Source organism: Streptococcus nakanonensis (assembly GCF_059738785.1).
The window spans coordinates 120,492-133,189 of record NZ_AP027139.1; the positions used below are offsets into that span (position 1 = coordinate 120,492).

Genomic DNA, 12,698 nt, shown 5'->3' on the forward strand with positions numbered 1-12,698 from the left:
TTTAAAGAGGATTCCCTATGAAATTACAAAAACCAAAAGGAACGCAGGATATTTTACCTGCTGAATCTGCCAAATGGCAGTACGTTGAGGGCTTTGCCCGTGAGATTTTCAAGCGCTATAACTATGCAGAAGTGCGCACGCCTATTTTTGAGCATTACGAGGTTATCAGCCGCTCTGTCGGAGATACGACTGATATCGTAACCAAGGAAATGTACGACTTCTATGACAAGGGTGACCGTCATATCACCCTCCGTCCAGAAGGCACAGCGCCCGTTGTCCGTTCCTATGTGGAAAATAAACTCTTCGCCCCAGAAGTGCAAAAGCCAAGTAAGTTCTACTACATGGGACCAATGTTCCGTTATGAGCGTCCACAGGCAGGGCGTTTGCGCCAGTTCCACCAGATTGGTGTTGAGTGTTTTGGATCTAGCAATCCAGCCACCGATGTGGAAACCATCGCGATGGCGGCCCATTTCTTGAAAGAAATCGGCATCCAAGGTGTCAAATTGCACCTCAACACTCTTGGAAATCCTGAGAGCCGTGCGGCCTACCGTCAAGCCTTGATTGACTATTTGACACCGCTCAAGGAGACCTTGTCTAAGGATAGCCAACGTCGCTTGGAGGAAAATCCTCTCCGTGTCTTAGACTCTAAGGAAAAAGAAGACAAGGTGGCTGTAGAGAATGCACCGTCTATCTTGGATTTTCTTGATGAAGAAAGCCAAGCTCACTTTGATGCTGTGCGTCAGATGTTGGAAAATCTGGGAGTAGACTATATCATCGATACCAATATGGTGCGTGGTCTGGACTACTACAACCACACCATTTTCGAGTTCATCACTGAGATTGAGGGCAATGATCTGACAGTCTGTGCGGGTGGTCGCTACGATGGTTTGGTTGCTTACTTTGGAGGCCCTGAAACTGCTGGATTTGGTTTTGGACTTGGTGTAGAGCGTCTGCTTCTCATTCTTGAAAAGCAAGGTGTGGCCCTCCCTATCGAAAACGCCCTAGATGTCTATATCGCAGTCTTGGGTCAAGGAGCAAATGCCAAGGCTTTGGAATTGGTGCAAGCCCTTCGCCAACAAGGATTCAAAGCAGAGCGTGATTACCTCAATCGTAAACTAAAAGCTCAGTTCAAGTCAGCCGATGTCTTTGCGGCTAAGACCCTCATCACCTTAGGAGAGAGTGAAGTCGAAAGCGGACAAGTAACGGTCAAGAATAATCAAACCCGAGAAGAAGTGCAAGTGTCACTTGAGACAATCAACCAAAGCTTCTCAGAAATCTTTGAAAAACTAGGATTTTAATGATAGATAAACCGGTCAGGAACCTATTCCTGACCTTTTTCTTTTGCAAAATGACAAAAATCATAAACTTTTTGACAAATATGATTGTCAAAAAGAAAAAGATGTGTTACAATATAAGCAAGTTAAGAAATAGGAGGGAGCCACATGTGGGTATGGATTTTGTTTCCTTTTCTCGTCTTGATTTATATGAGTCAATCTAAGAAAATCAAGCGGTTAGAGAAGAGGTTAAAGGTAATCGAAAGAAAAGAGAAAGGAAACGCAGAAATGTCGAGATTATTGCAAGAAATGATTGGAAAGAAACCAACAATCATTGGAGAACTATTTGGAACAAATTTTTGGGAAGTTGTGGATGTTGATGAGGAATGGGTCAAGCTACGATATGTAGACAAGACGGGAAAAGAAAAAATCAAGTTGCAACGTATTGAGGATATCCAAACAGTTGAATTTGACGGAGAGTAGGTGTGTAACATGCAACTAAAAAATCGTCTAAAAGAGCTTCGAGCTCGCGATGGCCTCAATCAAACCGAACTAGCCAAGCTAGCAGAGGTTTCCAGACAGACCATTAGCCTACTAGAACGGGATGAGTACACCCCATCCATTATCATTGCCCTGAAAATATCTCAAATTTTCAATGAAACAGTCGAATCGGTATTTCGCTTGGAGGAGGACGAGTGATGAACAAGTTTAAAGTGATTTATTACATGAGTGTTCTTGCTCTTATTGTGAATGCCTTTGCTATGATTGGAACATTACTGGGGTGGTTCTATTTTGTTGAAAGTAAGTATTTGTTTTGGATTAACTTAGTCCTCTTGTCTATTTTCAATCGGTTGAAGAAAAAGGAGAAAAATGATGAACAAGTATAAAGTGATTTATTATGTAGTTGCCATAGCTCTATTAGTCAGCCTGTGTCTACTAATTGGAACAAATCTAGGATGGTTTGATCTCTATTACAGCGACCAATTTATTTGGGCCTACTTTGCTCTTATCCCAGTCGTTGACTGGATTGAAAAGAAATCCAAAAATCTAGCAAGTGAAAAAGGAGAATGAATATGAAAAAGAAAAAGAAACGTGGATTGTTGTTTTTAATGGTTGTTGTCTTGGGATTTTTCTTGGGCATTTTTGTAGGGATGTTTAAGGCTGTTGCCGAATCCCACGGAATTATGTTAGATGTAAAAATCTTGATACCCTGGATATCAGCTATTTGTTTAGTGTTAGGTTTCATTAGCATTCTTTTGACATTCAATTTCTTAAAGAAAAGCAGAAAATTTCATTCCTTGTATCAAGAGGAAATGGATGATGATCTGAATGAAACTTATTATGTGCAAATGTATCGGAATCTCGAGTTTGGAACCATTGCTTTTAATATTGCAAGTGTAGCGATTTTATTGGCTCTTTTCATCTCAGGTAGTGAAGTGATTGTACCAAATAGAAGCAATCTAACCTTATCTCTTTCTTTTTTGGGATTAGTGCTGATTCTCAGTGTTCAAAAATATCTTTTTAAGACCATTGCGATTGTTCGTCAGTTTGATTTGGCATTTTTCTCAACACCAAAGGATGTCTTAGAGTATGTAAATTCTTATGATGAAGGGGAGCGTCAGGCTAATTTGGAACAGAGTTTTCGGATTTTATTCCAATTAAATCAGTATGTCTTACCAGTCTTATATGTTTTTCTTTTTATCATTTCTTTCTTGACAGGAGAGATTCAGTTACTAGCCTTCTTGCTTGTAGGAGCTATCCATATTTATATCAATGTGATGCAGTTGCCTATGGTGAAACGTTATTTTAAATAAAGGAGTTTCTATGATTCGTGTTGAAAATGTAAGCAAAAGTTTTGGGAGCAAAAAAGCTCTTCATCAGATTTCTTTTGAGATTAAGGAGGGTGAAATCTTTGGTTTTCTTGGCCCTTCTGGCTCAGGTAAAACAACCATGATAAACGTCTTGACAGGTCAGTTGGCTGCAGATCAAGGTAAAACAGTTTTGTTAGGCAAGAATTCTCAAGATTTAACCTCAAATGATTTGGAACAAATTGGTATTGTTAGTGATGGCAGTGGTTTTTATGAAAAGATGAGTCTTTATAAAAATCTTCTCATCTATGCTAAGTTATATGGTCTCAAGTCAGAAAGAGTAAATCAGGTGCTCCAACAGGTTGGATTGGCAGATGCTAAAGATATTATCGCAGAAAAACTATCTACAGGAATGAAACAACGAATGTTCTTGGCTCGTGCCCTTCTGAATGCTCCTAAGATTCTCTTTCTAGATGAGCCAACCAGTGGCTTAGACCCTACAACATCTAAGATGATTCATACCCTACTTCAAGAATTAAAGCAGGCGGGGACAACTATCTTTCTGACCACGCATGATATGAATGAAGCAACTCTGCTTTGTGATCGCTTATCTCTTTTGAATAAGGGGAACTTAATAGAGTATGGAAGTCCACAAGATATTATCCAGAAGTATCATGTGGATAAGAAAGTACATGTGGTTTATAACGATGGACGAGAACAGATAGTTCCATTTGAAGAATTGCCACATTTAGACACGACAGATTTGATGGTGGTTCACTCTTGTGAGCCGACACTAGAAGAAATCTTTATCAGATTGACAGGAGAAAAGTTAGATGTTTAGAAAATTAAATGCCCTACTATGGTTAAGAGTGCAAGTTCTTATCAGCAATTCAACTTTATTGGCGAGTCTATTGATGCCTTTTGGTACTGCTGTTCTATATAATGAATTTTCAAATAAGGATGGACAATTGAGCCTATTTTTACTATCTGCTAGCTTGACGATGGTCTTGAGCATGGGAAGTGGTTATATGGTATCGATTATGATGGCAGAAGATAAGGAAAAGCGCAATCTTAAATCACTCATCCTAAGTGGTGTGACAGCAACAGAATATACTATTAGTATGCTCGTTCTTCCTATGTTGATTATGTTGCTTGGAATGATTTTACTACCAATCTATCTTAAAGTAGATGTATCAGGTTACCTATTTGCCTATGTTATCTATTTGGTCTTAGCAACTATTAGTGTTATTTTTCTCAACCTTCTAATCGGTGCGGTGTCAGATACTCAATCTAAAGCGCAAGTTTATAGTATCTTCCCTATGTTAATTGTCTCTTTTTTACCTATGATTGCTCTTCAAAATGATACGATTCAGAAAGTGTTGGATTACTCGTTCGTTGGTCCTATTGTAAATCTTTTAAATAAAAAAGGTGGGGAAATATCTTTTTCTAATATCGGTATGTTACTTGCCTGGGTACTTGTGTTAGGAATAGCGAACCTCTTTGTATTGAAAAACAGCTATAAAGCAAGATAGGAGACCTTTATGAAACTACTTAAAAACCTTGGCTGGTTTCTTCTAGCTGTTCTATCCTTTTTATTCATCTATGGCTTCATTCAGGTGCTCGCGACTACGTCGCTTGCCTTAGGCGCTTCACCCTATGCTGTTACCCTACTCTATGTGGCCTTGGCTGGAGTTTATGTGTACGGTATTTACAAATGGTATCAGAAAGCTCCTGTTCGTATTGAGAAGAGTGGCTTCAACCGATTTATTTGGCTTCCTGCCTTGGTTTGGTTCTTATCTCTGGTTGTCCAGTTTTTCTTGCCAAATGATCCTTCAGTAAATCAGCAAATAGCGATAGACTTGACCTTGTCTCAACCACTTTTCTCATTCTTTGCGGTCGTTATTTTTGCTCCTTTGACGGAAGAACTTATCTTTAGAGGGATGTTAGCACGCTACCTCTTTCCTAAGCAGGACAATAGTAAACAAACTCTGATTTTTCTTCTGGTATCCAGTGTTCTGTTTACCTTGATTCATTTCCCAGGTGATGTGCAACAATTTTTTGTCTATTTTAGCCTTGGTTTTAGTTTGGGATTGGCCTATATTAGCAGAAAAGGTCTGGTCTACAGTATTTCTCTCCACGCTTTGAATAATTTAGTCGGCTTTTTGATGATTCTCATGCTATAATAGAGTCAGGAGGTCACATGAAACGAGTAATTTTATTAGCAGTGATTCAGGCAGTCGTTCTATTTTTCATCATTGGGGGACTAGCTTATGCCTTCAAAGGTGATTTCTTCTATAGCCATCTCGCAGTGGTCTTTGCCCCTATTGCCGGTATCTGGCGTTTTGGGACAGCTTATACGACGGAAATCGTCTTGCCTCGAAAGGCAGCCGAAATCGCTGAAAAGCGTAAAATAGGCAAAGATTCAAAATAAAAGAGTCCGGTGAACTTCATCGGATTTTTGTATTGGTGTTAATTTTTAGGGTCTTCACTTTATACTCTTCGAAAATCAAATTCAAACCACGTCAGCTTCGCCTTACCGTACTCAAGTACAGCCTGCGGCTAGCTTCCTAGTTTGCTCTTTGATTTTCATTGAGTATTATTTTTAAAGACTGGCAAACTTTTCTGCTGATTTTCATGAAGAGCCTGCGCTTTTATGGTAAAATAGTAACAGAATAAAAGAGGAGAGAAACAATGAAACGTAGTATGTATGCTGGTCGTGTTCGTGAGGAACACATCGGACAAGAAATGACCTTGAAAGGATGGGTTGGCCGTCGTCGTGACCTTGGTGGTTTGATCTTTATCGACCTTCGTGACCGTGAAGGAATCATGCAGTTGGTTATCAACCCTGAAAAAGTATCTGCAGAGGTTATGGCAACGGCTGAAAGCCTTCGTAGCGAATTTGTTATCGAGGTGACTGGACAGGTCGCTGCGCGTGAGCAAGCCAATGATAAGTTACCAACTGGTGCAGTTGAGTTAAACGTGACAGCTCTGACAGTGCTTAATACAGCTAAGACAACCCCATTTGAGATTAAGGATGGCATTGAGGCCAATGACGATACACGTTTGCGTTACCGTTACCTTGACCTTCGTCGTCCAGAAATGTTGGAAAATCTTAAACTTCGTGCCAAGGTGACCCACTCTATACGCAACTACTTGGATGAGTTGGAGTTTATCGACGTGGAGACACCATTCCTTTCTAAGTCAACGCCTGAAGGGGCGCGTGATTATTTGGTGCCATCTCGTGTTAATAAGGGGCATTTCTATGCTCTTCCTCAAAGTCCACAAATCACTAAGCAATTGTTGATGAATGCTGGTTTTGACCGTTACTACCAAATCGTCAAATGTTTCCGTGACGAGGACTTGCGTGGTGACCGCCAGCCTGAGTTCACTCAGGTCGACTTGGAAACGTCTTTCCTTACTGAGCAAGAAATCCAAGATATCACAGAAGGCTTGATTGCACGCGTGATGAAAGAAACTAAAGGCATCGAAGTCACTCTGCCTTTCCCGCGTATGAAGTATGATGACGCTATGGCTCGTTACGGTTCTGATAAGCCAGATACTCGTTTTGACATGTTGCTTCAGGACTTGACAGAAGTGGTCAAAGGTGTAGATTTTAAAGTCTTTTCAGAAGCACCTGCTGTAAAAGCAATTGTGGTCAAAGGCGCTGCGGACAACTATTCACGTAAAGACATCGACAAGATGACGGAAGTAGCCAAACAATATGGTGCCAAAGGTCTTGCTTGGGTCAAGGTGGTTGATGGAGAATTAAACGGACCAGTTGCCAAGTTCTTGACTGGTATCCAAGAAGAATTGACAGCAGCGCTTGCTCTTGAAGACAAGGACTTGGTTCTCTTTGTGGCGGATACGCTTGAAGTGGCCAATGCAACTCTCGGTGCCCTTCGTGGACGTATTGCCAAAGAGCTTGGCTTGATTGATAATGATAAGTTCAACTTCCTTTGGGTGGTTGACTGGCCGATGTTTGAATGGTCTGAAGAAGAAGGCCGCTACATGAGCGCCCACCATCCATTCACACTTCCACAGGAAGAGACTGCTCACGAATTAGAAGGTGATTTGGCTAAGGTTCGTGCCATTGCTTACGATATTGTCTTGAACGGTTATGAGCTTGGTGGTGGTAGTCTTCGTATCAACCAAAAAGACCTTCAAGAACGCATGTTCAAGGCTCTTGGTTTCTCAGCTGAAGAAGCAAATGACCAGTTTGGTTTCCTTCTTGAAGCCATGGACTATGGTTTCCCACCACACGGTGGTTTGGCTATAGGGCTTGATCGTTTTGTCATGCTCTTAGCAGGAGAAGAAAATATCCGTGAAGTCATTGCCTTTCCTAAGAACAACAAGGCAAGTGACCCAATGACACAAGCTCCTTCAACAGTCGCTCTCAAACAACTAGAGGAACTCAGCTTACAAGTAGAAGAAGATGAAACAAGCAAAACGAATTAAGCGGTGGCGCTATTATCTGCGCCGCTTTGCTTATCAGATAAAAATTTTACGTGTCTTACAAAGCATCTCTCGGGAAAAATATGATGAGAAGATTTCAGCTTCTCTGGTCTATGGTTTTTTATCAGCAGTGGCAGTCAATTTCTTTTTCCAACCAGGGCATGTGTATTCGAGTGGTGCGACAGGTCTGGCACAGATTATCTCTGCCTTGAGTAATCACTGGTTTGGTTTTCATATTCCGATTTCGCTAACCTTTTACGCTATTAACTTCCCTTTGATGGTCTTGGCTTGGTATCAGATTGGCCATAAGTTCACCGTCTTTACCTTTATCACGGTATCCATGAGTTCCTTCTTTATCCAGTTTGTCCCTGTGGCAACCTTGACGGAGGATCCCATTATCAATGCCCTTTTTGGGGGCGTTGTCATGGGCTTGGGGATTGGTTTTGCTCTTCGCAACAATATCTCTAGTGGTGGGACGGATATTGTCAGTTTGACTATTCGCAAGAAAACAGGTAAGAATGTCGGTAGTATTTCTTTCTTAGTAAATGGGACTATCATGCTGATAGCAGGCTTGACCTTTGGTTGGAAATACGCTCTCTACTCTATGATTACCATCTTTGTCTCTAGCCGTGTCACAGACGCTGTCTTTACTAAGCAAAAACGCATGCAGGCTATGATTGTGACCAATCATCCAGATAAAGTAATTGAGAAAATCCATAAAAAATTGCACCGCGGAGCAACCATGATCCACGATGCAGAAGGAACCTACAATCACGAGAGAAAGGCAGTTTTAATCACTGTTATTACACGTGCAGAGTTTAATGAATTTAAACAGATTATGAAACAGGTGGACTCAGGAGCCTTTGTCTCTGTATCGGAGAATGTTCATATTCTGGGACGATTCGTTGAAACAGAAAATTAGTGACCAAAAAAACCAGCGCGAGCTGGTTTTTATTTTTCGATAATTTTGTGGGCGATTAACTGACGGTAACAAATTTGTTTATTGCTTTTAGCATCGTTGATAATCTGAAGAATTGTTTCAAATGATGTTCGACCAAGTTCTAGGCTATTAATATCGACATAGGCTGCCAAGTTGAGCTTGGGATTGACTGAGTCGAAGCTGAGGACAGGGACATCCAGTTGGTGTTTTGCGATGTAATCACAGACCCCTGCAGCAAGGAGACTATCAATGGTAATAATAGCGTCAATATTTGGATCGTGTTTGAAGAGAAGTCTACTAAAGCGATAACCATTATCTTCAAGAAATTCAGTAGCAAAGTAAGTCAGATTAGTATCGAGAGGAAGTTGGTATTGTTTTAGAGCTAGCTCGTAACCTGTCAGACGGTCTTGTGTTACGAAGAGTCGCTTAGTACCTCCGATAAAGGCAATTCGCTTGCATCCTTTTTTGATGAAATACTCTGTCGCATCAAAACCAGCTTGGACATTGTCATTATCGACAAGTGGAATGAAAGGAGATAGAGATTTACCTAAGATAAGGAAAGGAAATTGCTCGTCTGCTACTAACTTAACCAAAGGGTCCTCTTCTTGGGCATAGAGGAAAATCAAACCATCTACACGCTTACCATAGACCATCTGAGAAATAGCTTTAAGACGCTCTTTGGCATCTTTACCTGTCGCAATCTGAATGGCGTAGTGATTTTCAGAAGCGACTTGGGCAATGCCACGGAGAACAGATGGGAAGAAAGGATTTTGATAGAAGGCATCTGAGTCGTCAGGAAGCACCAAGCCAATAACTTGGGTATAACTGCTTACCAAGCTACGAGCATTGAGGTTGGGGTGGTAGTTGAGTTCCTTCATAGCCTTGCGAACGCGTTTTTTTGTTTCGTCGCTAATGGTTGATTTATTTTGAATAACACGGGTTACGGTTGAAGGCGAAACACCAGCAGCCTTGGCCACGTCTTTAATCGTAACGGGCATAAAAATCTCCTATTTATGGTAATCTGGATCACGGAAATGTGTTTTATAAAAGATAGTGACCAGATACAGAACAAAAAGAATGTTTTGTATAGTGATGAGGTTTGACATATTTTGGCCAAATAATCCCAAAATAAGCGTAATCAGAGTTGGCAATCCTAAACAGTTCAAGATAAAATGATAGCACTCTTTAAAGGTTCTAAATGAAAAGAGGCGTGATTTCTTAGTGATATAAAGGAGAAGACTAGCTCCTAGAGAGACAATAAAGAAATTCAAACCAAAGAGGAAGCTGGCACCGAGAACTAGGAAGAGACTGATATAGACACGATTCTGTTGGTACCAGTCTTTAGAAATCGCTTGGGTTAAGCTGTCTTTGCTTTTGAAACTCTCAGTATCAATCACTCGGTAAGAGACTCGGGTCAGTTCCTTATTTTCCTTGCTGATGACGAGCTCATTCGTATCGAAATGCAGTTGCAAGTCCTTAGGTAACTCCTTACTTTGACTTGGACCGATCACAACAGAAGGCGCTTGATTAGTTGTTCCTGTATAAGTTAATGTGCCATCAACAATTCTAGCATGTTCAGAGAGATCCTGGACAACCTCATCTGTCAATGGTTCATAGACATTATCGATGAAGGTTTCTAGCGGATAAGTCTCCTGGGAGCTGTTTTGAATGGCAATGGGTACCATAGACAAGCTGATAAGGAAGACACTGGTAAAGAGAAGTTGGAACCAGTTGAGTCCGAAACGTTTGGACAGGGGCTTACGAAATCCCCAAATACTTGAAAAATAAGAAAATGGATATGGAAGCATAGGTATCTTTCTAAAAGGTGTTTTCTATATGAGTATTATTATATAGAGAAATGTGCTTTATTTCAAGTCTAGGAGAAAAATTGCTTGTTGTAAGATATTACTCACAGTAACAATCGCTAATACTCAATGAAAATCAAAGAGCAAACTAGGAAGCTAGCCGCAGGTTGCTCAAAACACTGTTTTGAGGTTGCAGATGGAAGCTGACGTGGTTTGAAGAGATTTTCGAAGAGTATAAAATGAAAAAGGGTGGCGGGGATATATTATCCCTTGTCGCCACCACTTGTAAGTCCTGAAACAAAGTTCTTTTGTAGGAAGAAGAAGAGAATACAGATTGGAAGGGCGATGAGGATAGCACCTGCTGAGAAGTAGGCAATCTTCATGTTTTTCACATTGCTAACGAAGGTTTGGAGACCTACGGCAACAGTAAAGTATTCTTTCTCACGAAGCAAGAAACTAGAGAGGATGTAGTCCCCGAAAGGTCCCATGAAGGCCCAGAGAGCTTGTACGGCAACCATTGGGCGAACAAGTGGAAGAACAATTTGCCAGAAGCGGCGGAAGTGTCCTGCACCGTCTAGTTTTGCAGATTCGTCTAAAGACATTGGTACTGTATCGAAGTAGCCTTTCATGAGCCAAGCATTCATCGGGATACCACCACCAACGTAGAGGAAGATGAGGAACCAGCTGTGGTTAAGGGCGTTCAACATAAGCGCCATAACGAAGAAGGCTGTCAAAGCGGCCATGGTTGGCACCATTTGGATAATCAAGAAGAAGACCAAACTTTGTTTACGAGCCAAGAAGTTGTAACGGCTGTAAGCATAACCAGCAAGTACGATAATACTTGTTTGAACAGCCATGGTAATCAAGGCGATAATCAAAGTGTTGAGGTACCAAGTACCGTACAAGGTTTCAGTGAAGAGGCCTTTAAAGTTATCAAAATTGAGGTCGATGTTAGTATCTAGTTTAAAGGCTGAGACGTTACCTGCTTTAAAGGCTGACATGATGGTAATCAAAAGTGGATAGATAATGACAATTGATAGACCAATCAGGTAAAGGTAAGTAAGGGTTTGAGTCAGTCTACGTTTGAGTTTAATTGAGTTATTCATCTTAGACGTCCTCCATATCAAATGCGTGTAGTTTCTTGAATGCGATCATAGAGATTGAGATGACAATGATAGAGATAATCAAGGTAACAGCTGCCGCCATTGAGTATTGAGGAGATGTACCTGTTGTCAAACGGTAGATCCATGAGATCAAGATATCTGTTGAACCAGCTCCTCCACCGACACTACCAGGTCCTCCACCATTGAAGAGGTACATGATAGAGAAGTTGTTAAAGTTGAAGGTGTATTGGCTAATCAAAGTAGGTGCTGCAACAGCCAAGATCATTGGGAAAGTGATGTTGCGGAATTTTTGCCAAGCATTGGCACCGTCAATATAAGCTGCTTCGTAAAGGTCGTTAGGAATAGATTGTAAGATACCTAAAGTCAAAACGTAGATGTATGGGAATCCAAGCCAACCTTGCATCATAATCAAGGCAACCTTTGTCCAAGTAGGGTCTGTTTTCCAAGGGATAAGAGCCCCATCAAGGAATGGAAGGAATTTAGCAAAGATCGGCAAGACTTGAGTGTTGATAGCACCGACACTATCATTAAACATATTTGAGAATGTCAAGATAGTGATGAAGGCTGGGACAGCCCAAGGAAGAAGGAAAATAACACCGAAGATACGTTTTCCTTTGATAAATGGTTGGTTAGCAATGATAGCTGTGAAGATACCAATCACGATCTGCAAAGTTGAGGCAGATAAAGCCCAAATGATAGTCCAAGAAAGAACAGAACCGAAGGCAGAACGGAAGGTACTCAAGCTCCAAATGTTTGTAAAGTTGGTCAAACCAACCCAGTCCAACAATTTGTTTGGTGGCAAGTGTTGGAAGTCGTAGTTGGTAAAGGCGATCATCAAGGTTACGATAACTGGGAAGATAATCGCAAAAGTCATTGCAATATAAGATGGAATGATCAAGAGGTAAGGGAAGCCATTTTCATAGATTCCTTTGACCATTTCTTTAAAGGTAAGTGCTACTGGAATACCATTATTAATGTGTTTGGCAGTTGTATGAGCATCTTTGATATTTGCGAAATAAAAGAGTACATAAACAACTACAAAGATTAAATGGAAGGCACCACGAATCAGCATAAAGAGGGAATTGTCACGACCTGGCTTGTCACCAAGAGTGATGAGATTGCTCAATTCAGGGGCTGCAAGTGCTAGGAAGTAGAGGACAAATACGATGGTTACACCAAGGAAGATAAAACCTTTGGCTTTTTGTTTATTGTAAATCTGTCCTAACCCAGGAATGATAGACAGCAGGGCTGCTTTACTAGGTTGTTGCTTTTCCATAATAACTCCTTTCATAGGA

At 40.9% G+C, this 12,698-nt stretch carries 16 protein-coding genes; 12 read left to right on the forward strand and 4 right to left on the reverse strand.

Translation table 11 applies throughout. The features are described from left to right. Positions 1–17: 17 nt before the first annotated feature. From hisS to AC6I9F_RS00690, 12 genes are all read left to right on the forward strand, one after another. On the forward strand, positions 18–1,298 hold the full coding sequence (gene hisS, locus AC6I9F_RS00635) for a histidine--tRNA ligase (RefSeq protein WP_173276591.1): 1,281 nt from the start codon (positions 18–20) through the stop codon (positions 1,296–1,298). Positions 1,299–1,442: 144 nt separating this feature from the next. Further along, the gene (locus AC6I9F_RS00640; protein WP_173253475.1) at positions 1,443–1,757 is read left to right on the forward strand and encodes a hypothetical protein; all 315 of its coding nucleotides are present in this window, start codon (positions 1,443–1,445) and stop codon (positions 1,755–1,757) included. Positions 1,758–1,766: 9 nt separating this feature from the next. After that, on the forward strand, positions 1,767–1,973 hold the full coding sequence (locus AC6I9F_RS00645) for a helix-turn-helix transcriptional regulator (RefSeq protein ID WP_020900531.1): 207 nt from the start codon (positions 1,767–1,769) through the stop codon (positions 1,971–1,973). Beyond that, positions 1,973–2,161, forward strand: a complete 189-nt coding sequence (locus AC6I9F_RS00650; RefSeq protein ID WP_173276592.1) for a hypothetical protein — start codon at positions 1,973–1,975, stop codon at positions 2,159–2,161. Before AC6I9F_RS00645 ends, AC6I9F_RS00650 begins: the two co-directional genes overlap by 1 nt. Further along, complete coding sequence (locus AC6I9F_RS00655; RefSeq protein ID WP_050253606.1) at positions 2,148–2,345, forward strand: hypothetical protein; 198 nt, start codon at positions 2,148–2,150, stop codon at positions 2,343–2,345. Before AC6I9F_RS00650 ends, AC6I9F_RS00655 begins: the two co-directional genes overlap by 14 nt. A 2-nt stretch (positions 2,346–2,347) precedes the next feature. Further along, positions 2,348–3,088: a DUF3169 family protein gene (locus tag AC6I9F_RS00660; protein WP_498022181.1), complete on the forward strand. Its 741-nt coding sequence runs from the start codon at positions 2,348–2,350 to the stop codon at positions 3,086–3,088. Between the two features lie 10 nt (positions 3,089–3,098). Beyond that, positions 3,099–3,923: an ABC transporter ATP-binding protein gene (locus AC6I9F_RS00665; RefSeq protein WP_485707664.1), complete on the forward strand. Its 825-nt coding sequence runs from the start codon at positions 3,099–3,101 to the stop codon at positions 3,921–3,923. Beyond that, entirely contained in the window at positions 3,916–4,614 is a 699-nt protein-coding gene (locus AC6I9F_RS00670; protein WP_485707665.1) for an ABC transporter permease, read from the forward strand. The genes AC6I9F_RS00665 and AC6I9F_RS00670 overlap by 8 nt, the downstream gene beginning before the upstream one ends. Positions 4,615–4,623: 9 nt before the next feature. Continuing rightward, positions 4,624–5,265 (forward strand): CPBP family intramembrane glutamic endopeptidase, encoded by a 642-nt coding sequence (locus AC6I9F_RS00675; RefSeq protein ID WP_485707666.1) that lies wholly within the window; start codon positions 4,624–4,626, stop codon positions 5,263–5,265. Between the two features lie 17 nt (positions 5,266–5,282). Beyond that, positions 5,283–5,513 (forward strand): hypothetical protein, encoded by a 231-nt coding sequence (locus AC6I9F_RS00680; protein WP_498022183.1) that lies wholly within the window; start codon positions 5,283–5,285, stop codon positions 5,511–5,513. A 260-nt stretch (positions 5,514–5,773) separates the two neighbouring features. Continuing rightward, positions 5,774–7,537, forward strand: coding sequence for an aspartate--tRNA ligase (gene aspS / locus AC6I9F_RS00685; protein WP_498022185.1), 1,764 nt, complete (start codon positions 5,774–5,776; stop codon positions 7,535–7,537). Continuing rightward, positions 7,515–8,456 (forward strand): YitT family protein, encoded by a 942-nt coding sequence (locus tag AC6I9F_RS00690; protein ID WP_164226272.1) that lies wholly within the window; start codon positions 7,515–7,517, stop codon positions 8,454–8,456. Before aspS ends, AC6I9F_RS00690 begins: the two co-directional genes overlap by 23 nt. Positions 8,457–8,485: 29 nt before the next feature. Here AC6I9F_RS00690 and AC6I9F_RS00695 read toward each other — a convergent pair whose 3' ends face one another. From AC6I9F_RS00695 to AC6I9F_RS00710, 4 genes are all read right to left on the reverse strand, one after another. Then, on the reverse strand, positions 8,486–9,472 hold the full coding sequence (locus AC6I9F_RS00695; protein ID WP_164226273.1) for a LacI family DNA-binding transcriptional regulator: 987 nt from the start codon (positions 9,470–9,472) through the stop codon (positions 8,486–8,488). A 9-nt stretch (positions 9,473–9,481) separates the two neighbouring features. Next, positions 9,482–10,282 (reverse strand): DUF1189 domain-containing protein, encoded by an 801-nt coding sequence (locus AC6I9F_RS00700; protein WP_498022187.1) that lies wholly within the window; start codon positions 10,280–10,282, stop codon positions 9,482–9,484. A 260-nt stretch (positions 10,283–10,542) separates the two neighbouring features. Next, on the reverse strand, positions 10,543–11,385 hold the full coding sequence (locus AC6I9F_RS00705; protein WP_004236955.1) for a sugar ABC transporter permease: 843 nt from the start codon (positions 11,383–11,385) through the stop codon (positions 10,543–10,545). A gap of 1 nt (position 11,386) precedes the next feature. Further along, positions 11,387–12,679, reverse strand: coding sequence for a sugar ABC transporter permease (locus AC6I9F_RS00710; protein WP_000414955.1), 1,293 nt, complete (start codon positions 12,677–12,679; stop codon positions 11,387–11,389). Positions 12,680–12,698 lie beyond the last annotated feature (19 nt).